This window comes from Nisaea sp. (assembly GCF_017640745.1).
Taxonomy (GTDB): Bacteria; Pseudomonadota; Alphaproteobacteria; order Thalassobaculales; family Thalassobaculaceae; genus Nisaea.
On record NZ_JAEPQA010000015.1, the window covers coordinates 36,412 to 56,521 of the forward strand.

Annotated in this window: 21 protein-coding genes; 13 read left to right on the forward strand and 8 right to left on the reverse strand. The window is 63.7% G+C overall.

The annotated features are described in order from the left end of the window. Positions 1-7 precede the first annotated feature (7 nt). The gene (locus JJ959_RS11910) at positions 8-187 is read right to left on the reverse strand and encodes a hypothetical protein (RefSeq protein ID WP_292883895.1); all 180 of its coding nucleotides are present in this window, start codon (positions 185-187) and stop codon (positions 8-10) included. A 253-nt stretch (positions 188-440) separates the two neighbouring features. Between JJ959_RS11910 and pdeM the strand changes: the two genes are divergently transcribed. The 7 genes from pdeM (at position 441) to JJ959_RS11945 (ending at position 8,093) form a co-directional block, all read left to right on the forward strand. Further along, positions 441-1,112, forward strand: coding sequence for a ligase-associated DNA damage response endonuclease PdeM (pdeM, locus tag JJ959_RS11915; RefSeq protein WP_292883897.1), 672 nt, complete (start codon positions 441-443; stop codon positions 1,110-1,112). Positions 1,113-1,175: 63 nt separating this feature from the next. Further along, positions 1,176-2,633, forward strand: a complete 1,458-nt coding sequence (locus JJ959_RS11920) for a deoxyribodipyrimidine photo-lyase (protein WP_292883899.1) — start codon at positions 1,176-1,178, stop codon at positions 2,631-2,633. 64 nt (positions 2,634-2,697) lie between these two features. Further along, positions 2,698-4,044: an FAD-dependent oxidoreductase gene (locus JJ959_RS11925; protein WP_292883901.1), complete on the forward strand. Its 1,347-nt coding sequence runs from the start codon at positions 2,698-2,700 to the stop codon at positions 4,042-4,044. A 1-nt stretch (position 4,045) separates the two neighbouring features. After that, entirely contained in the window at positions 4,046-4,870 is an 825-nt protein-coding gene (locus JJ959_RS11930; protein ID WP_292883903.1) for a DUF1365 domain-containing protein, read from the forward strand. Between the two features lie 30 nt (positions 4,871-4,900). After that, positions 4,901-6,142 (forward strand): cyclopropane-fatty-acyl-phospholipid synthase family protein, encoded by a 1,242-nt coding sequence (locus JJ959_RS11935; protein WP_292883905.1) that lies wholly within the window; start codon positions 4,901-4,903, stop codon positions 6,140-6,142. Positions 6,143-6,146: 4 nt separating this feature from the next. Continuing rightward, positions 6,147-7,517 (forward strand): MFS transporter, encoded by a 1,371-nt coding sequence (locus JJ959_RS11940; RefSeq protein WP_292883907.1) that lies wholly within the window; start codon positions 6,147-6,149, stop codon positions 7,515-7,517. A gap of 3 nt (positions 7,518-7,520) precedes the next feature. Continuing rightward, entirely contained in the window at positions 7,521-8,093 is a 573-nt protein-coding gene (locus JJ959_RS11945) for a DUF3833 domain-containing protein (RefSeq protein WP_292883909.1), read from the forward strand. Here the strand turns inward: JJ959_RS11945 and JJ959_RS11950 are convergent. Genes JJ959_RS11950 through JJ959_RS11960 form a run of 3 tightly spaced genes read right to left on the reverse strand, consistent with a single transcriptional unit; the run spans position 8,064 to position 10,026 of the window. After that, on the reverse strand, positions 8,064-8,498 hold the full coding sequence (locus tag JJ959_RS11950) for a nuclear transport factor 2 family protein (protein ID WP_292883911.1): 435 nt from the start codon (positions 8,496-8,498) through the stop codon (positions 8,064-8,066). The genes JJ959_RS11945 and JJ959_RS11950 overlap by 30 nt on opposite strands. Before the next feature lie 5 nt (positions 8,499-8,503). Further along, on the reverse strand, positions 8,504-9,253 hold the full coding sequence (locus tag JJ959_RS11955) for an SDR family NAD(P)-dependent oxidoreductase (RefSeq protein ID WP_292883913.1): 750 nt from the start codon (positions 9,251-9,253) through the stop codon (positions 8,504-8,506). Next, positions 9,250-10,026: a DUF6134 family protein gene (locus JJ959_RS11960; protein ID WP_292883915.1), complete on the reverse strand. Its 777-nt coding sequence runs from the start codon at positions 10,024-10,026 to the stop codon at positions 9,250-9,252. Before JJ959_RS11960 ends, JJ959_RS11955 begins: the two co-directional genes overlap by 4 nt. A gap of 163 nt (positions 10,027-10,189) precedes the next feature. On the opposite strand from JJ959_RS11960, the gene JJ959_RS11965 reads away from it, so the two are divergent. From JJ959_RS11965 to JJ959_RS11980, 4 genes are read left to right on the forward strand one after another with little or no spacing between them, the layout of a single operon-like run. Continuing rightward, positions 10,190-10,702 carry a Fur family transcriptional regulator gene (locus JJ959_RS11965; protein ID WP_292883917.1) on the forward strand — a complete coding sequence of 171 codons (513 nt, stop codon included), beginning with the start codon at positions 10,190-10,192 and terminating at the stop codon, positions 10,700-10,702. Positions 10,703-10,705: 3 nt separating this feature from the next. Then, entirely contained in the window at positions 10,706-11,491 is a 786-nt protein-coding gene (locus JJ959_RS11970; protein ID WP_292883919.1) for a metal ABC transporter ATP-binding protein, read from the forward strand. Between the two features lie 27 nt (positions 11,492-11,518). Beyond that, positions 11,519-12,616 carry a GTP-binding protein gene (locus JJ959_RS11975; protein ID WP_292883921.1) on the forward strand — a complete coding sequence of 366 codons (1,098 nt, stop codon included), beginning with the start codon at positions 11,519-11,521 and terminating at the stop codon, positions 12,614-12,616. Beyond that, on the forward strand, positions 12,613-13,743 hold the full coding sequence (locus JJ959_RS11980) for a zinc-binding dehydrogenase (RefSeq protein ID WP_292883923.1): 1,131 nt from the start codon (positions 12,613-12,615) through the stop codon (positions 13,741-13,743). Before JJ959_RS11975 ends, JJ959_RS11980 begins: the two co-directional genes overlap by 4 nt. 6 nt (positions 13,744-13,749) lie before the next feature. Here the strand turns inward: JJ959_RS11980 and JJ959_RS11985 are convergent, their stop codons facing one another. Next, on the reverse strand, positions 13,750-14,646 hold the full coding sequence (locus JJ959_RS11985; protein ID WP_292883924.1) for an AEC family transporter: 897 nt from the start codon (positions 14,644-14,646) through the stop codon (positions 13,750-13,752). A 45-nt stretch (positions 14,647-14,691) separates the two neighbouring features. Beyond that, complete coding sequence (locus JJ959_RS11990; RefSeq protein WP_292883925.1) at positions 14,692-15,951, reverse strand: TIGR04372 family glycosyltransferase; 1,260 nt, start codon at positions 15,949-15,951, stop codon at positions 14,692-14,694. 139 nt (positions 15,952-16,090) lie between these two features. Between JJ959_RS11990 and JJ959_RS11995 the strand changes: the two genes are divergently transcribed. Then, positions 16,091-16,705, forward strand: a complete 615-nt coding sequence (locus tag JJ959_RS11995; RefSeq protein WP_292883927.1) for a flavin reductase family protein — start codon at positions 16,091-16,093, stop codon at positions 16,703-16,705. Positions 16,706-16,829: 124 nt separating this feature from the next. After that, entirely contained in the window at positions 16,830-18,998 is a 2,169-nt protein-coding gene (locus tag JJ959_RS12000; protein WP_292883929.1) for a hypothetical protein, read from the forward strand. Between the two features lie 6 nt (positions 18,999-19,004). Here the strand turns inward: JJ959_RS12000 and JJ959_RS12005 are convergent, their stop codons facing one another. Next, entirely contained in the window at positions 19,005-19,538 is a 534-nt protein-coding gene (locus JJ959_RS12005; RefSeq protein WP_292883931.1) for an SCO family protein, read from the reverse strand. Between the two features lie 47 nt (positions 19,539-19,585). Further along, the gene (locus JJ959_RS12010) at positions 19,586-20,110 is read right to left on the reverse strand and encodes a hypothetical protein (RefSeq protein WP_292883933.1); all 525 of its coding nucleotides are present in this window, start codon (positions 20,108-20,110) and stop codon (positions 19,586-19,588) included.

Consider the following 20,110-nt stretch of genomic DNA (forward strand, 5'->3'; position numbering starts at 1 on the left):
ACGCCGGTCAGTTAATGACGATCCTCGGAGCGTCTCCGCACATCTCGGAGATGAGATGGCGGGCATGTTCGATCATTTTCGGGTTTTCGGAGCCGTCGATCGAGAAGACCTTCTCGCCGCCCGTGCGGGAAAAGGAGACGTAGTTGTGCAGTCCGTAATTCGTCAGGAAGTTCGTTTCGTAATTCATAGTCACCTTGCAAATGTTGCGCAGCGTCCTGGACCGCAGACGGTCCGGCGCGATTGAAATCCGTTCGTTTTGTCGGGGAAGAGAACTCTGGCGACCGCCGTTGCGGTCCTTGGGTCTTTTTACATCGACTTCTAAACGTACCGAACAGATGGGGAGTTTCGACCGGAATACAAGGTCCGGTTCTGCGGCCTGCGGCTGATACGGTCTCCGGCACAGCCTTGACCCCGTAGAGCGGATCGGCGAAAGCAGCAGCATGTCCGTCGAAACCTTCCACCTCAACGGCGTCGCCCTGACCGCGGATCCTGCCGGAATCCTGTTCTGGCCGGAGCGCTCCCTGCTCGTCGTGTCCGATCTGCATTTGGAGAAAGGCTCGAGCTACGCCGTGCGCGGGGTGCATCTGCCGCCATACGACACGGCCGAGACCCTGAAACGGCTTGCTTTGCTTGTGTCGGCCTACGCGCCCGAGCGGGTGATCTGCCTCGGGGACAATTTCCATGATCTGGGTGGTCCCGGGCGGATGTCGGAGAGCGACCGGAATGCCCTCGCCGCCCTGGTTGCCGGTCGCGACTGGTGCTGGGTTACCGGCAATCATGACCCGGACCTGCCGGAGGATCTTCCCGGGCGCAACAGCCTCGAAGAAACGGTCGGCGCACTCACCTTCCGCCACGAGAGCAACCGCAACGGCATTGGCGAGATCAGCGGCCATTTTCACCCGTCGGCACGGGTGAAGACCCGACAGCGCCACCTGTCCGGCCGTTGCTTCGCACATAACGGCCAGCGCCTTATCATGCCGGCTTTCGGCACCCTCACCGGTGGGCTCAGCGTGCGCGACCCGGCGATCGGAGCGGTCCTCGGCCGATCCTTCGAGATTCTGTTTCTCGGCCCGCGCCGCCTCTACCGGTTTCCGAGCAAGGCCGTCGCTTGAGTCAAAGTGATCCGCCTGCCGTCGCCTGCCGTATCGCCACAGCAGCAAATTACGGGTGGCATTTTGTCCGAGAAACCAATCCTTGTCTGGTTCCGCCAGGACCTGCGGCTTAGCGATAATCCGGCTCTGACGGCCGCTGTGGACTCTGGTGCGCCGGTCCTTCCCGTCTATGTTCTGGATGACGAAACGCCGGGCAGATGGGCGCCGGGCGGCGCATCGCGCTGGTGGCTGCATCACAGCCTCGCCGCGCTCTCCGAAAGACTTGAAAGGCGCGGCGCCACGCTGCATCTGGTCCGCTCGAAGAACGCGGCTGAGACCATCCGCACCCTCGCATCCGAGATCGGCGCCGGCGCGGTCCATTGGAACCGCTGCTACGAGCCGTTCGCCATAGCGCGCGACAAGAATCTGAAACAGGCCCTGAAAAGCGACGGGATCGGAACGGAAAGCTTCAATGCCTCACTTCTGTTCGAACCGTGGGCAGTGAAAACGAAATCCGGTACGGCCCCGAAGGTTTTCTCGCCCTACTGGCGTGCCCTGCGCGCGCTCGGCGATCCGGCGGAGCCGCTCCCCGCGCCCGAGCATATCCGTGGCGCCATGGCTTCCACGGAGGGCGAAAAGCTCGAGGACTGGAACCTGTTGCCGACAAAGCCCGACTGGGCATCCGGCTTCAACAAGCACTGGAAACCCGGCGAGGCCCACGCCCAGGCCCGGCTGGACTGGTTCCTCGAAACTGCGCTGGAAGACTATAAGGACGGCCGGAACTTCCCGGCGAAGCCCTACGTATCGCGCCTCTCCCCGCATCTCCATTTCGGCGAGATCGGACCGAGGCAGATCTGGCATCGTACGATCGCCTTTTGCCATGCCGAGGACCGCAATCCCTTTGCCGGATCGGCGGAGCATTTCCTGAAAGAACTGGTCTGGCGGGAGTTTTCCTACTCCCTGCTCTACCACAATCCGGACCTTCCCGAGGCCTGTCTGCGCCCGGAGTTCGAGCACTTCCCCTGGGACAGGTCGGACAAGGCGCTAAACGCATGGCAGCGCGGGCAGACCGGGATTCCCATTGTCGATGCCGGCATGCGCGAACTCTGGCAGACCGGCTACATGCACAACCGGGTGCGGATGATCTGTGCCTCCTTCCTGATCAAGCACCTGATGGTGGACTGGCGCGAGGGCGAAGCGTGGTTCTGGGACACCCTGCTGGACGCCGATCTCGCGAACAATTCGGCTTCCTGGCAATGGGTGGCCGGATCCGGAGCGGATGCCGCCCCCTATTTCCGCATCTTCAATCCGGTCCTGCAGGGCGAGAAATTCGATCCGGACGGCGACTATACCCGCCGCTGGGTGCCGGAACTTGCCGACGTGCCCGACCGCTGCCTGCAAAAGCCCTGGGAAGCGCCCGGAGACCCGGCGCCCGACTATCCTGACCCGATCGTCGATCTCGCCGCCGGTCGCGATCGCGCCCTCGCCGCCTACAAGAATCTGGGCGATGCGGAACCCGAAAAGGTAGCCGCGTGGGGTTAACCACAGCGAAATGCTGCACATGCCGCACAATTCAGAATAGAGTTTGCCCCGGGGGAGTGAGTGGATGCGTATAGCTGTTGTCGGAAGCGGAATCGCCGGACTCGGCGCGGCTTGGCTGTTGTCATCGCGCTATCAGGTGACCGTCTACGAAGCCAATGATCGACTGGGCGGACACAGCAATACGGTAACCGTCGATTACGACGGCCAGGCTGTTCCCGTCGATACCGGCTTCATTGTCTACAACGAGGCGACCTACCCGAACCTGATCGGAATGTTCGACTGGCTCGGCGTCAGGACCAAGCCGAGCGACATGTCCTTCAGCGTCTCGGTCGGCGATGGCGCGCTCGAGTACGAGGGCTCGCTCCGGGGGCTCGTCGCCCAGCCGACGAACCTCCTGAAACCCGGCTATTACCGGATGCTGGCCGACGTCGCCCGATTCTTCGCAGCGGCTCCACGCCTTCTTGACGAACCGCACGACCCGGACATCACTCTCGGCGCCTTCCTGGAGCGCGAGGGATACGGCGACGGATTTCTCTACGATCATCTCTTGCCGATGGCGGCCGCGATCTGGTCCTGTCCGGTCGAGACCATGCTCGCCTTCCCGGCCCGCAGCTTTGTTCGTTTCTTCGTCAATCACGGCCTTCTGAAACATATGAACCGGCCGCAATGGTTCACCGTCGACGGCGGCTCGCAGAGCTATGTGCGCCGGCTTGCGGAAGAGATCGAACAACGCGGCGGTCAGATCCGTATCGGCCATCCGGTACGCGAGATTCGCCGCCTCGAGAGCGGCGTCATGGTGAAGGAGCCGGACGGTTCGGAGACCTTCTACGACCAGATCGTGATCGGCGCCCATGGCGACGAGGCACTCTCCATGCTGAGCGATGCGGACAGCGCTGAGCGCAATCTGCTCGGCTGCTTCAGCTATCAGGACAATGTCGCGGTGCTCCACCGGGACCGCAGCCTGATGCCGAGAAGGCGTGCGGCCTGGGCCTCCTGGAACTATCTCGCCGAGGGCCGGCGGAACATGGACCGGGCCGTCGCACTCACCTACTGGATGAACCGCCTCCAGAGCATCGACGAAGGACTGCCGCTCTTTGTCACAATGAATCCGCTGCGCGAGCCGGATCCCGCGCTTGAGTTCGCGCGCTTCAACTATACCCATCCGGTCTTCGACAGCGCCGCCGTGCGTGCGCAGTCCGATCTCGGAACCATACAAGGTAGCCGCAATACCTGGTTCTGCGGCAGCTACTGCGGCTATGGCTTTCATGAGGACGGCCTCAAAGCCGCGATCGCCGTTGCGCGCGGTCTAGGGATCACGGTTCCCTGGAACACCACGGTCGAGCCCGCGAGCCAGATTTGGCTGGCGCGGCAGAATTCCGAAGCAGCGGCACTTGCGACGGGAGACGATTGAGATGGACGACGGGGCAGAACGGATCGCCTCCGCATCCTGCCTCTATCGCGGGGCGGTCATGCATGCGCGCCTGCTGCCTTTCCGGCACCGCTTCGTCTACCGCGTGTTCTCGATGCTGGTGGATCTCGACGAGCTCGACGAGCTTTCCTCCGGGTTGCGCTTCTTCTCGCGCAACCGCTTCAACCTGTTCTCCTATTTCGACCGGGACCACGGCAGCCGCGACGGCATGCCGGTGGCGGGCTGGGTCCGCGCCCAGCTCCAGGCCGCAGGCTTCGAATCGGGCGAAGGTCGCATTACATCACATTGTTTTCCAAGAATTCTCGGTTTCGTCTTCAACCCGCTGACGATCTACTTCTGTCACCACCGGGACGGGCACCTGCAGGCAGTTCTCTATGAGGTGAAGAACACGTTCGGACAGCAGCATTGCTACCTGATCCCCGTCGAGGACGCGCACGAATCCGAGAGCGCGATCCTGCAGAGCTGCGACAAAGGCTTCTACGTTTCGCCTTTCATGGAGATGAAATCGACCTACCGCTTCCGGCTGAAGGAACCCGGCGAGAAACTCTCGATCCTGATCCGTCAGGAAACACCGGCCGGAGAGACTCTGATCGCGACCCATACGGGGCGCCGAGAGACGCTCACCGACGGCTCGATCCTGAAGATGGCAGCCCTCTATCCGCTCCTCACTCTGAAGGTCGTCACCGGGATCCATTGGGAGGCTCTGAAGCTTTGGGTCAAGGGCGCGGTCTTCCATGAGAGGCCGGCCGAGCCGGAAAATGCCGTAACCGTGATCGGCAAATCATCCGCCGGGCGGCATGCAGCGTAAGCAAGAAGATTGAGAATGGGGCGAGCTGGAATGACTGATCAAAAGACGGCCGACTATCCGCTTCCGATGACCGGCCTGAGACCGAAACGAACCGACATGCTGATGCCGTGGACCCGGGCCCTGCTCATCATGTTGAGGGCAGTGCGGATCGGCACGCTGACCGTGCATGCGCCCAATGGCGAGAGCTATCGCTTCGAAGGCCAGACTCCCGGCCCCCACGCGGAAGTCAGACTTTCCTCCGACGATGTCAGCCGGAAGCTTCTGCTCGGCGGCGACGTGCGCTTCGGCGAAGCCTACATGGAAGGCGGCTGGGATACCCCAGATCTCCCCGCCCTGATCGAATTCGGCGCGCAGAACCAGCGCGCCCTCTCCCGCGCCATCGACGGTACCCGCATCGGGCGTTTCTTCAAGTCGCTGCAGCATTTCGCCAACCGCAACACGAAACGCGGCAGCCGGCGCAACATCGCGCACCATTACGACATCGGGAACGCGTTCTACGGCAAGTGGCTCGACCCGAGCATGACCTATTCGGCCGCCGTCTTCGAGGCGGGCGAGGAAGACCTGGAGCCGGCGCAAAGGCGCAAGTACCGGCGGATCGCGGACATGCTGCGCCTCGAGCCCGGCCAGACCGTGCTGGAGATCGGCTGTGGCTGGGGCGGCTTTGCCTCGGTCGCGGCGCGCGAATACGGCGCCCGGGTGGTCGGCCTGACGCTTTCCCAGGAACAGCACGATTACGCCATCGAGCGCGCGAAGCGCGAGGGCATCTCCGACAAGGTCTCGATCCAGCTCTGCGACTACCGCGACGTGGACGGACGCTTCGATCATATCGCCTCGATCGAGATGTTCGAGGCGGTCGGCGAGAAGTACTGGCCGACCTTTTTCGATCAGGTCCGCGCACGTTTGACAGACACGGGCCATGCCGCGATGCAGATCATCACCATCGACGACGAGGGCTTCGAGACCTACCGGAGAAACCCCGACTTCATTCAGAAATACATCTTCCCGGGCGGCATGCTGCCCTCTGTCGGCAAACTGACCGAGCACATTGAAGCCTCGGGCCTCGAATGTTTCGCCAATGACGGGTTCGGCAGCCACTATGCGCGCACCCTCGCCATGTGGCGGGAACGCTTCCACGCGCGCTGGCACGAGATCGCCCCACTCGGCTTCGACGAACGCTTCCGGCGGATGTGGGACTATTACCTCTGCTATTGCGAGGGTGGCTTCCGCGCGGGCCATATCGATGTCCGGCAGATCGCGCTGAAGCACGCGTGAGGGCATGACGGCAGAAACCGCTGCTTCGCCCTTCTCGCGGCTGAAGCTCCTCGCCTACGGCTTTCCCGGGCTGCCCCTCGCCGCGCTCGGCGTTCCGCTCTTCATCTTCCTGCCGTCCTTCTACGCGCAGGACCGGGGGCTCAGTCTTGCCGCGGTCGGTCTCGTCCTGCTGGCGGCCAGGCTCTGGGATGCGGTCACGGATCCTGTCATCGGCCTGCTGAGCGACCGGATCGCGACCCGGTTCGGCCGCCGCAAACCCTGGATCCTCGCCGGTACCCCGCTGACCTGCCTTGCCGTCTATATGCTCTTCGTTCCGCCGGACGGTGCCGGCGTGCTCCATCTCTTCGCCTGGAGCGCGGTGCTCTATCTCGGCTGGACCATGGTGCAGCTGCCCTATACGGCTTGGGGCGCCGAGCTCTCCGGCGACTATCACGAGCGCTCCCGGATCACCGCGTTCCGCGAAACAATGGTTGTGTTCGGCACTTTGCTGGCCTCCGGCATGCCAGCCGCGATCGCGGCCTCCGGCGGCCAAAATGATCTGGGTGAGGTCCTCACGGCGCTCGCCGTTTTCCTGATCCTCGCCTTACCGCTTTCGGTTCTGCTGGCGGCAGGGCTGGTCGCGGAAACACCTCCGGGACCAGCCCCGGTTCGAAAGACGGTGGATAACTGGCGTGCCGGCGCCGCCCTGCTCATCCGCAACAAGCCCTTTCTGCGCCTGATCCTCTCGTATCTGCTGAACGGGCTGGCCAACGGGCTGGCGGCGACCCTCTTCGTCCTGTTCGTCCAGAAGGGTCTCGCCTTGCCGGAGGCCGTCGACACGCTCCTGCTCACTTACTTCCTGCTAGGCATCGCGGGTGTGCCGCTCTGGCTCTTCGTGAGCCACCGGCTCGGAAAGCACCGGACCTGGATCGTCGCAATGCTGCTGAACAGCGCGATCTTCGCCACCGTGCCGCTGCTCGGACCCGGCGACTATTTCGCCTTCCTCGCCATCTGTGTCGGCACCGGCCTCTGTCTCGGCGCCGATCTCGTGCTGCCGCCCTCGATGCAGGCCGACGTTGTCGATGTCGATACAGCCGAGGGCGGAGGCGCGCGCACCGGGCTCTATTTCGCGCTCTGGGGCATGGCGACAAAACTCGCACTGGCGCTCGCCGTCGGCATCGCCTTTCCGGTGCTGGAGATAGCCGGGTTCGATGCCGCGGGCGAGAACGACGCCGAAGCTCTTCTCACGCTCTCCCTGCTCTACGGCGCCGCACCGGTGGTCCTGAAGCTCGCGGCCATCGCAATCATGCGCGGCTTTCCGGTCACCGCCGAGAAGCAGGCCGAGCTGCGCCGGAAAATCGACCTGAAATCCGCAGAAACCAGTCCCGGGAGTTGATCCATGATCCGCCGTCTTCCGTACATTCTAGTGGTTCTCCTGACCCTCGGAGCCTGCTCGAACATGCAGATCGAAGATTTCGCCGGAACCGGACCGGAACTGAAACCCGAAGAGTATTTCGCGGGCCAGACCAAGGCCTGGGGAATCTTCGAGGACCGGTTCGGCAACCTGAAACGGGAGTTCCTCGTCGACATCAAGGGCGACTGGGATGGGACCACGCTGACGCTAACCGAGGATTTCAACTATAGCGACGGCGAAAAGGAGCAGCGTATCTGGCACATTATGAAGTCCGGAGACGGGCTCTATGAAGGCCGCGCCGACGACGTGGTCGGTGTCGCCAAGGGTGTTGCCAGAGGCAAAGCCCTCAACTGGTCCTACGACCTGATGCTAAAGGTCGGGGACAACACGATCAAGGTGCGGTTCGACGACTGGATGTTCCTGCAGCCCGGCGGGGTGATGATCAACAAGGCCGAAGTCTCGAAATTCGGCATCACCATCGGCACCGTCACCCTGTTCTTCGCCAAGAATGCGGTCAATCGCACGGGATCATTCGGCGGGCGTAAATCGGCGGCCTAGCCAGCGGAGCACCGGCCCCAGAACGGGCACCAGCCCGAACACCTGCGAGGCGGCGTCCCAGTGGTCGATATGGCTGGAGACGAGGCCGTCATCGTCGAATTCGATCTCGCTCAGGCCGACGATCTCGATCTCCCGGTCCCCGGCCGCCTTCACCCGTCCGGTCATGCGCCATTTGAGATAGCAGGCCCTCTCTCCGGAAACCCGGTCGAGCACTTCGAAAGCCGGCGCGTCCATCGCCTCGAACATATGCCTGAAGATCGCAATGACCTTGCCGCGCCCGGTGACATCGCTGAACGGGTCCCTGAAACGGACATTCTCAGCGAGCAACGCGGCAAGCGCTCCGAGGTTTTGTTCCGTCAGCGTCTCGTAGCAGCGGGCATAGGCCGCCAGCCGATCTTCAGCCAATCCTGTCACTTGCCCGTGCCCCGCTTCACCAGCCCGAAATAGAGACTGTATGGCAAAGCGTTCAAGAGCTTGAGAATGATCGCGAAACGGCGCGGAAAGGTAATTTCGAACCGATCGGACTGCAGGCCCTTGTAGAACGCTTCCGCGGCGTCCTCCGGCTCCATCAGGAACGGCATCGGGAACGGGTTCCTGTCTGTCAGCGGCGTCCGGACGAAGCCCGGGCAGACCAGCTGGGTCTTCACGCCATATCGGTCGAGATCGAACTTCAGCGCCGCCGTCATGTTATTGAGCGCGGCCTTTGTGCCACCGTAGGCTGCCGCCGTCGGCAGCCCGCCATAACCCGCGACGGAGGACACCACGGCGATGTGGCCCTTGCGGGCAGAGATGAAGCCGGGCACGACGGCCGCGAGACAGTTCACCACGCCCATCAGATTGACCTCGAGCAAGGTCCGGAACGGCTTCGTCTCGAGTTCCTCGATCTCGACCGGCAGGTGAGTTCCTGCCGCAAGGACCGCCAAGTCGAGACGACCCCGCTCTTCACGAATGCGCGCCACGGTCTCCTTCGCCGCCGCCTCGTCCGTCACGTCGAGCGGATAGGCGAAGAATTTTTCCGGGTGCCGCTTTTCCAGTTCCGCCATCGCCTCTGCGGACCGCGCCGAACCAGCGACGGTCCAGCCGTCCCGCATCATGCGTTCGGCCAGCGCAAGACCGATCCCGGAACTGGCACCGGTGATCCAGACACAGCGCGCGCTCATTCGAGGTCCTCCAGCACGACCCGGACGGTCTCGGAACCCGCACTCTTCACCGCGTCCAGCTCGATGAAGCGGTCCCTGTCCCCTGCGCGTGGCGCGACGCGGACATATTCGAACGCGGCACCGTCATGCACGAAGGTCATTTTCACCCACTCGCCGTTACGGCCGTACCAGATGTCGAGGTCCAGCTCGCCCCGCATCCGGTAATGCAGAGCGTCGATTTCCCTACCTTCCGCAAGGATGGTCTCCTGACCGACCTCGGTCATGGTAATGTTCCGCAGCCGCCCGTATTGCAGGTCGATCAGCTTGGTCGCGTCCGTCAGGGCGAAATTCCAGTAGGTCGACGGAACCGACTCGCCGGGTGGCGCCACATGCTCCCCCTCGCGCCCGGAAAAGCGGAACCCTTCCGGGGCGGACTCACCGTCGACGATAAAGACATCTCCGTCGTCATTCACCACTCCGCGGGCGCGCAGAAGCTTGTTCCCGTCCCACTCGTCCTGCGCCCGCAGAGCGTAGTAATAGAGCGTAAACGGCCCTATTCTGAAATCGAATAATGTCTGTGTATCAACAAGATATTTTCCGTCTTTGATGTCAAATCTTAACATGACGACACCAAGCGGATCGCCCTCGCGATAGACCTTGAACTTGATCAGCCCATCCTCCGCCCAGCCCTTCGGAACGAGACTGGACGCGGTGACGGCGTTGGGCAGCAGGAGGCCCGTAAGGATCAGCGCCGGTGCGATCAGCGCCAGCAAGCGGGCGCAAAACGGTTTCATCTTTCCATCCCAGCATGCGAGGCCGGATGAGGTCGCATCCGAACCAGCCTATCCTGCGTTACGGCGGCAGCAGGGAACCGGATCATCCCGATCCTTGGATCGTGGATATGAAACATTATACTATTGCATCAGAGACACTTCGACTGCGACGGATGCCACACAGGTGCACAAGCCCGACGAAAGCTTTCCGAGTCCGGACCACGATCACGGCCAATGCCTCGACGACGCGCTGAGCGCGGCCGAGCGGCTTTGCGCGGAGCGTGGCGCCCGCATCACGCCGGCCCGCCGCCGCGTGCTGGAACTGGTCTGGCAGCGCCATGCGCCGGTCGGCGCCTACGATATCCTCTCTGAGATGCAGAAAGACGCGGACCGGGACGGCAAGGCGAGCACCAAGATCGCCCCGCCGACCGTCTACCGGGCGCTTGAGTTCCTGATGGAGCAGGGGCTCGTGCACAAGGTCGAGTCGCAGAATGCCTATATCGGCTGCAGCCATCCCGAGGCGGGCCACGATTGCGGGTTCCTGATCTGCCGGGAGTGCGGCGCCGCGCTCGAGGTCGAGGACGAGGAACTGAGCGCTCTGCTCACCGCCCTCGCCCGACGTCACGGCTTCAAGGCAGAGGAAAGCACGGTGGAGATCAAGGGGCTGTGTCCTGCCTGCAAATCGGCCGCGGCCTGAATCATGCTCGACAGGACATCGCCGCTTCTCGACATCGCGAACCTCAGCATCGACCATAACGGCCGTGCGGTTCTGCAGGATGTCAGCTTCGCCCTTGGACGGGGCGAGATCATCAGCGTGATCGGCCCGAACGGCGGCGGCAAGACCACCCTGCTTCGGGCCATCCTCGGCCTGGTGCGCCCGGGCAGCGGCAGCGTGACGCTCGCCGCCGGCACGAGCATCGGCTACGTGCCGCAAAAACTCGCGATCGACGCGACCATGCCGCTCACCCCGCGCCGCTTCCTGACCCTCGGCATGAAGGGCGTGCGCGGACGCGTCGCGGAGGTCGCGGAGCGGACCGGGATCAGCCACCTGCTCGACCGCCAGCTTGCCGCGCTTTCCGGCGGCGAGACCCAGCGGGTCCTCCTCGCCCGCGCGATCCTGAAAAAACCGTCCCTCCTGGTGCTCGACGAGCCGACCCAGGGCATGGACGTCGCCGCGCAGTCGGAACTGTTCCGGCTGATCGAGGCGATCCGGGCCGAAACCGGCGCCGCGGTGATCATGGTCTCGCACGACCTGCATCTCGTGATGCGCGGCACCGACCGGGTGCTCTGCCTCAACGGCCATATCTGCTGCACCGGCCATCCGGCGGAGGTCGAACGCGACCCGAGTTTCCGCTCGCTCTTCGGACGCTTGGACGAAGCGGCCGTCGTGCCCTATCGTCACGACCACGACCACACGCATGACGGCGCCTGCGATCACAACCACGACCATGGGCACGATCACGGGCATCACCACCACCATCATTGACCAACCCACGCCAGAACGGGCGGAACCATGACCGATACGACCAGCGAACCGGACCGGCTTCCGGTCTCCATCCTCACCGGCTTCCTCGGCAGCGGGAAAACCACCCTGCTCTCGAAACTGATGCGCCACCCGGAGATGGACCGCATCGCCGTCATCGTGAACGAATTCGGCGAGGTCGGGCTCGACGACGCGCTTGTGATGGAGTCGAACGAGGACGTGGTGCTGCTGAACAGCGGCTGCCTCTGCTGCACCGTGCGTGGCGATCTGGTGGACACGCTGAAGCGACTGTTCAAGGACCGCGCGAAAGGCCTGATCCCGGACTTCGACCGCATTGTGGTCGAGACCACCGGCCTCGCCGATCCGGCGCCGATCCTGCACACGATGATGGCAGATCCGTTCCTGGTCACGCGCTTCCGCCTCGACGGGGTGATCACGGTGGTCGACGCGCACCATGCGATGGAGCAGTTCGACAAGCAGTTCGAGAGCGTGAAACAGGCCGCCGTCGCCGACCGTATCGTGCTGACCAAGACGGACGTTACCGACGCCGAGCAGGTCGCGAAGGTCGAGGCACGGCTCGCGGAACTCAATCCGGCGGCGCCGGTGATCAAGGCCGTGCAGGGTGACGTGTCCCCGTCCGTGCTCTTCAACGCCGGGCTCTACAATCCGAAAACCAAGAGCACCGACGTCTCCCAATGGCTCCGCGAGGAGGCCTACCGGGCGACCGAAGGCCATGTGCATCACCACGACCATCATCATGATCACGGCCACGATCATGACCACGGGCACCATCATCACGATGTGAGCCGGCACGACGATCATATCCATTCCTTCGTGCTCTATTTCGACGAGCCGCTGGAGTGGAACCGGATCGCCGGCGCGCTCGACATGATGGCGCAGACCCACGGCGCGAATATCCTGCGCATCAAGGGTCTGCTGAACCTGAAGGAACTGGAAGACGAGCCGGTCGTGGTCCATGCCGTGCAGCACATGTTCCATCCGCCGGCCAAGATCGAGAAATGGCCAAACGAGGACCGCCGCTCCCGCCTCGTCTTCATCGTCCGCGACCTCGACAAGAAGACAATCGAGAGCGTGATGAACTCCTATCTCGCCCTCGAATTCGCATGAGCCACGCGTTCAAAGCCGCGGTTCTGAGGGCGCCGAACCCGGCGCGTCCATACGCCGAGCACAAGCCGCTCTCGCTCGAGACCGTCAGCGTCCCCGCGCCTGGCGAAGGCGAGGTCCTGGTGAAGATCGCCGCGGCAAGCCTCTGCCGCTCGGATCTTTCAGTGATCAATGGCGTCCGCGCCTGGCCGATGCCGATTGTTCCCGGTCACGAGGCGAGCGGAACCGTGGTCGAGACCGGGCCCGGAGTTGGCTCGGTCGGCACCGGTGATCCCGTGGTGCTGGTCTACCAGCCGCAATGCGGCGCCTGCCCTGCCTGCCTCGATGGCGAAGCCCATCTCTGCGGACCGGGGCTCGCGGCAAACCGCAAGGGCGAGCTGCTCTCCGGCGGCCCGCGTCTCTCGCTCGACGGCACGCCGGTGCATCATCACATGGGCCTCTCCGCCTTTGCCGAATACGCGCTGGTTTCCGAGAAATCCGTGGTCCGGATCCCGAAAGACCTGCCGCTCGACATCGCCGCGCTCTTCGGCTGCGCTGTGATGTGCGGCGCGGGAACCGTTCTGAACACCGCCGCGATCAGAGCCGGCGATACGGTTGTTATTGCCGGCGCCGGCGGAGTCGGGCTCAGCGCCCTTCTCGGCGCCCGCGCCGCCGGGGCCTCGCAGATCATCGCCGTCGATCCGGATCCGGCGAAGCTGGAGCACGCGACACGCCTCGGCGCGAGCAACGTGATCCATTCCGGCGATCGCAGCGCGGCGGCCGAGGTTATGGACCTGACCTCGGGCGGCGTCGATATCGCCTTTGAGACTGCAGGAAAGCTCGGCGCCTTCGAGATCGCCTACGACAGCGCAAGGCGCGGCGGCACGGTGGTCTCGGTCGGTCTGGTCGATCCGAAGACGCCGTTCCAGCTCGACGTGGCCGCGCTCGTCACCGGCGCCAAGACCGTGAAGGGTTCCTACGTCGGAAGCTGCAATCCGCGCACCGACATCCCGCGCTTCATCGCCATGCACCAGCGAGGCCTGCTGCCGGTCGAGGACCTGATCACCCACCGGATGCCGCTTTCCGAGGTCAACACCGCGCTCGACCGCATGGAAGACGGCACGGCGATCCGGCAGATCCTGACGCCGTAAGCGTCCTCAGCCGGCCTTCCCGGAAAGCTCCAGAACGAGATAGAGCAGGCCCGGCATGGTCAGGAAGCCGAGCACCGTCGAGACGATGACGCAGCCCGCGATGGTCTCCGGTTCCCGGTTGTAACGGACCGCGAACAGGTAGGGGAAAATCGCGACCGGCATGCTGGACATCAGGATGACGACGCCTGTTTCCATCTCGCTGGTCCCGAGCACCCAAGCCGCGAACACACCGGCGCCGAAGCCGACCACCAGCCGCAGCAAGGCCACCCCGAGACTGTCAAGCAGGTTGGAAAGCCGCAGCTTGGCGAGCGACACGCCGAGCGTCATCAGCAGCAGCGGAATGCACATGCCGCCCATCAGGTCGGCGGTGTCGATGATCCATTTCGGCACGTCGATCCCGCCGAAGATGCAGACCAGCGCGGCCGCGACGGAGTAGATGATGGGATTGCGGGTCAGCGATCCGATGCCGAATTTCCCGGACGCGATCCCGTTGCCGACGGTGAACATGGTGACCGCCTGCACGGCGAAATAGGAAATCCCCAGCGCCAGGCCTTCCTGGCCGAAAGCGAAGAGGCAGAGCGGCAGGCCGATATTTCCGACATTCGGGAACATTAGGGCCGGAAGGTAGGCGCGCTGAGATTTCCGCCAGAGAAAGAGTGCCGGCACGATCACGGCCACCGTCACCGCGACAACCAGGGCGCTGCCCGCGCCGATCCGCAGCAGAGAGTCGATGGAGAGCTCCAGGCCGACCAGGGTTCCGAAGACCAGGCAGGGCGTACCGATCAGGGTCACCATGGAGGTGACGGACTCATTGTCGAAAGGCAGCTTCAAACGTGCCCAGACGATGCCGAAGGCCGAGCAGATGAAAACCGGGGCGATGATCGCGAACAGCTGGTAGAGCATGGGCGGGTCCGGGAAATGCAGGCAGCGCGCTAGATAGACCAGCCGTCAGGCAGGGTCCAGAAAACCTTTTCGCGCGAGAACCGAGGGCGCCGGCACGCCGAAGCCGTGCGCATGGGCGTAGAAATCGTGGTTGTCCCTCTGCATGACCGGATCGGCCATCAGCCGCTGTTCGTATGCCAGACCGAGTTCCCGGAAGCTATCGAGCGCTTCGGCATCCGCGGTGACATCCGTCCCGTCTCGATCGCGGTCGATCATGCTCCGGGCCGCTTCCTCAAGCTCACCCTCGTCGTTCTCGCGGATCTCGACGCCCATCTTCGCGAAGACCTCGCCGCTCCCCACTGCCGGAAGACCCCGTTCCAGGATCTCCCGATAGGACAGCCGCATTCCGTTGGCGGACGAGACATAGTCCTTGAAGAGCAGCAGGTCGTTCTTCAGCGGCAGGCGCAGGAGTTCATAGACGAGATTGACCGTCGCGGCCGGGCGGCCGAAGGCGCGGACCAGCGCTTCCGGCCCTGAGGCCTGATTGAAGGCGAAGGCACAGCGGGCGGAAAGGAAGATGTCCAGCGCCTGGCTGTAGGCCGGATGCAGGAACGCGTCGAGCGCCTCGCGCGGGGCGCCTTCCATCGGAATGCTGTTCCGGTCCCCGAGGCGGAACACCCAGTAACCCGCCTCGGTGAAGCGCCGGATCGCCTGTCTGTAGGTGCGGATATCGGCGCAGCGGAAGGCATGATGCGCCTTCTCCGGAAGATAGCTCATGTCACGGGTATGGAGCATGACGAAGGGATTTCCCTCCGGCATACCGGACGCGGCCAGAAACGCCTCACCGCGCTCCCGGATATCGTCCGGAAGCTCGTAATAGCGGATCTCGCCGCCTGCGACGGCGTGACGCCCGAAGTCGCGGACCACGCGCTGCGGCGAGGCGAGGCAAAGATGGAAAAGCTTCAGGTCGAGGATACCGCCGTCGAGAAAGCCGAGCAGCGGCAGGATCGGATCGGCCGTCGGAACGTGAACGAACTCCGGTCCCGGGCATTGCAGGATGAACGGATTGTAGCCGGCACCGCTCCCCTCCCCGGTCACCAGAAGGATGCGGTCGTAATGCGGACCGTAGAGGCTTTTCACGAAGAACGGCTCCATCGCCGTGTGCCCGATGCGGTCGACCTGCGCCAGGATGTAGACCAGCGTCCGCCGCCCCTCTTCGATATGGGGCAGGACGGTCTGGAAGAGCCGCTGCATCGTCTCCTGCTTGCCGAACTCGGCGCGCAGGTTTTCCAGCAGCCTCGCATCCTCTTCCGGAAACGTCGTCATATCCGCTCTCCTCCGGGCGAAGCGGTATCATGATACGGGTCGGCAGGGAATGGCACCCGTTCAGGCGCGCCCCGTTGCGCGCCCTCCGGCTTTGTGGCATTCCGCTCTGGCTTACACGCGACAGGGAGGAGCGAGGCGCATGTTTTTCGAGCCGGGCAAGCACAAGGAACACGGTTTCACCTTCGATCCGTTCAAGGCGACGATCTCGCCGCGGCCGATCGGCTGGATCTCGACACTGGACGAGAACGGTGTGACCAACCTCGCGCCCTATAGCTTCTTCAACGCGGTCTCCTGGGCCCCGCCCTGCGTGATCTTCTCAAGCGGCTCGCGGCCAGACGGCTCGCCGAAGGACAGCCAGATGAATGCCGAGAAGACCGGGGAGTTCGTCTGCAACATCGTCGGCGCCGCACAGGCGAAGCAGATGAACGAAACAGCAATCCACTTTCCGCACGGCAAGGACGAGATGCAGCATGCCGGCCTCGAAGGCCTGCCCTCTCAGTATGTGAAGCCTCTCCGGGTGAAGGACGCGCCGGTGCATCTCGAGTGCAAGTACCTGCGCACCATCGAGCTTCCGTCGGCGAGCGACACCGCGCGCAACTGCATCATCCTTGGCGAGGTCGTCGGCATCCATATCGACGAGAAATACGTCGCCGACGGCCGTCTCGACGTCACCAAGTACCAGCCGGTCGGCCGCCTCGGATACATGGATTACTGCGCCGTTTCCGAAGTCTTCGAGATGAACCGCCCGGACTGACCGTCCCGGCCGCACCGCGGCCGCGAGGAACGACTTCACATTGACCGCTTCTCACGCGTCGACCTGATACCGCGACCGGCAGCCTCCGGCGCGGCCGGGGACAATGCGGAGACGGAGCAGTCGCGTGAGGAAAATCTCGGTCGATCACAAACGCAGTCTGGACAGCGCGGTCACGGGCCAGCTTCTCAAGATCAAGCCGATCCGGAACGAGCTCGAGACCTACACCACCGCCTTCATCAAGGCGTTCAACGCGGACACGGTGCCTCTCTTCCCGGCGCCGGCCAAGCAGGTCACGCTCGCGAAGCTGACCTCGCTCAGCGTCAAGGGCGGTCTCGGGATCGAGAACCTCGAAGCCCAGGCAACCCAGAACCCGCCGAACCGGCTGGTCTGGAACAATTATGCGGGCGACGCGGACTTCAATCTGCTGATCGAGAAAGAAGCCTATCCGCCCGGCCTCACCACCGGCGCGGTGATGGCCTCCGTCGCGCAGCGCATCAAGATGCTGCTGGCCGAGACCATCGGCACGACGCGCTTCGCCAACCTCACCCAGATCCTCTCGAACCAGGCCCTCCAGGCCCCGCTCTATCTCTGCAATCAGGTCGAGGCACTCTCCCACCTTGTCGACTTCCTCTCCCAGGACCTGACGCCGCCGATCGACGGCGCGAACTACCCGGTGAACGCCGACGCCCTGACCATCGCCAAGTGCCTGTCCGGGCTCGAACCGGCGCTTTCGGGGATCCGCGGCCCGGACATCCAGCGGGCCTTTCAGGCAATCACCGCCAGCTCCGGCAACCAGTTGCTGGTCTATCGCGACCGGGACGAGAAACTGTTCTTCGTCTCCGATGTCGGCCGGGTGAAGTCGGAGTGGTTCGACGTGGACTACAGCTTCTTCCCCTATGCCCCCGGCCGCATGGACAGCCTCGGCTTCGAGGTGACGGAGCTGGCGATCGCGCAACAGCAGGCGCGTGAGGTCAACCGAACCAAGCTGCCCTATGACATCTTCAAGGTCGTGACGTCGGACTTCACCTACACCGAGTCCGAACGCACGCTGAAGGAGCTCGGGCCGTTCGACGATTTCCTCTACACGGCCGAATTCGAGACCCGCGAGCAGAAGCGTCCGAAATCGCCCTACAACCTCTCGCTCTACGCCAACAACCTGATCGACGATTTCGATCTGATCCGCACGGCCCTGAGGTTTCCGGGCATCTCGGTCAGCCAGCCGAAGGACATCGCCAAGGACGATTACCGGGCCGATGTCGGACACGGCGCAGCGAAATGCGAGTTCGTCGACGTCGCCATACCGCGCATCGCCTCGCCCGAATGGTTCTACCTGCAGGACCGGGTCTATTACGACAAGATCCCGGCGAACCCGCAGCAGAATCAGGCCTACGTCAAGGTCTGCAACTGGGAATACCAGTGCGAGGAGAACCTCAATCTTCTGATCGAGCTCGCGGCGGGCCAGAGCCACAGCGCTCACAAGTCCGGCAAGCGGATCGACCGGCTGATCACGGCCTGGAACCATTGCAACATGGCGGCGGTCTTTCCGCGCCCCGGCGGTAACGCAAAGCTGCCCAACGACATCCCCTTCGAAGCGCCGGGCCTGCTCGTTTCCAACTTCGCCGACGATTACGAACGGCTCTACGGGTTCCACCCGCTGCCCGACGATTTCTACGTGCAGGTCTTCGAACCGTTGTTCCTTTTGCATCAGGCGCTCGCGACCAGCCAGATCAAGCCGAACGACACGACGAGAAAAGCCGTCGTCACTGCCGCCGGCGTGCTGGGTCAGACAGGTCTCGGCAAGATGGTTTGCGGCGCACTGACCGCCGAAGCGCCGATCGTGTCCGGCCTGCGGACGCTTGTGGATGCGGAGCAGCTCTCATGCGACTGGGCTCTGGCTGCGCTGCTGACGCTGAAGGCGAGCCGGATCGGCGACAGGATCTGGTTTCCCGTGACCATGAAAGCCGAAGTGAAGGACGCCAATGCCGTCAACAACGCCAATCTGGGGCTGCCGCAGGCCAATGACGGCGATCTCATCATTGCCACCCGTAACGGCGGCCTGCCGAGCCAGTGGCTTACCCTGACCCTCATACCGCAAGGCATCGACGGCACGACCCCGATCGACTTCACCGGCCCGCTCGTCCGTGCGAACCAGCGTCTGATCAACAAGGTGCGGGAGAACCTGCTGCATTCGAACAACCAGATGCTGCGCATCGCCTACGGGCAGATCCTGAACGTCCTGCTGCGGGCAAACGCTGACAGCTATCTCGACAATATCATCCCGCTCGACGGCTGAGCGGGTTCAGCCGGAGAGATACTTCCGCAGGACCTCGGTCATCCGCGCCGGCGTGGTGCCGCGCGGGAACATGGTAACGAACCGGCCGTCCGGGCCCATCAGGTAGGTCAGGGTCGAATGGTCGACGAGGTAATCGTCCTCAGACGCGCCGTCGAGCCGGAATTTCCGACGATGCACCCGGTAGGCTTTCGCAGCAGCCGCGACTTCCGCCTCGGTTCCGGTCAGGCCCACCAGGGCGGGATGAAAGGCATCGGTGAAAGCGGCGAGCGACTCCCACCTGTCGCGCTCGGGATCGACCGAGATCAGAAGGGGCTGCACCCGTTCCACCAGCGGCCCGAGACTGTCCAGCGCCTGCCCCACCACGGCGAGGTCTGTCGGACAGATGTCGGGGCAATAGGAATAGCCGAAATAGACCAGCATGAACTTTCCGGCATAACTGTCCGGTGCGACCCTCGCGCCGGTCTCGTCGATGAGCGAGAACGGGCCGCCGAACAGCGACGGCAGGTCCGCACTGCGAGCCGCGGATGCTGCGAACAGCACAGCCAGTGCCAAAGAAGCAGCAAGGAGAAACCGCGTCACAGCAGCCCCTATTCGGCAGGCGGCGGGACCAGATCCGGCCGCCCGACCTTGCCGTAGGTGCCGATGACCTCCCCGATATGCGGATCGCGGCGGAACCAGCGCTTGGCGTCCGTCGTGCCGTTGCGCTTCTTCCAGTCCTTCGCGAAGGCGGTCGCCTGGATCCAGTCGACCGCGCCGGGCTTGCGGTGTTTCTGCAGCATGTAGATGACCATCGAGGGATGGGTGATGATCAGTCCGTCGACCTCGACCCGCCCGCCGCAATAGGGCAGCAGATCGAGCGTCGCCCCGGCGAAGAGCGTGTTGCTCTTCACCGCCATCAGCAGCCGCCCGTCGTCCCGCAGCAAACCGAGCTGGCGCTTGCCGCCGCCGCAATTCTCCGGGCAGTCTCCGCTCAGCTCGCAGAGCATGTCGACGACCTTCGCCTCGAACTGCGCCGTCATTTCGCCGTCGATGCCCCATTTCTGTGCCGCGTGCGACGGCATGGAAACGGCGAGAAGGAACGGCAGGAGAAGCAGCAGAAGGTGCCGGGCCAT